This is a genomic window from Shewanella electrica (assembly GCF_022321485.1).
GTDB classification, from domain to species: domain Bacteria; phylum Pseudomonadota; class Gammaproteobacteria; order Enterobacterales; family Shewanellaceae; genus Shewanella; species Shewanella electrica.
Window position 1 is genome coordinate 1 of sequence record NZ_JAKOGG010000720.1, and the last position, 239, is coordinate 239.

1 pseudogene is annotated in these 239 nt (G+C 46.0%); it reads right to left on the minus strand.

The annotated features are described in order from the left end of the window. A pseudogene (locus L9G74_RS21900) lies at window positions 1-239 on the minus strand (hypothetical protein); the annotation flags it as partial.

The following is a 239-nucleotide window of genomic DNA, read 5'->3' on the forward strand; positions in this document are numbered from 1 at the left end:
ATGTACGGTACGCTAGCTAACTCAGCTGGCTTCAGTTTAATGTACGGTACGCTAGCTAACTCAGCTGGCTTCAGTTTGATGTAAGGTACGCTAGCTAACTCAGCTGGCTTCAGTTTGATGTAAGGCACGCTAGCTAACTCAGCTGGCTTCAGTTTAATGTACGGTACGCTAGCTAACTCAGCTGGCTTCAGTTTAATGTACGGTACGCTAGCTAACTCAGCTGGCTTCAGTTTAATGTA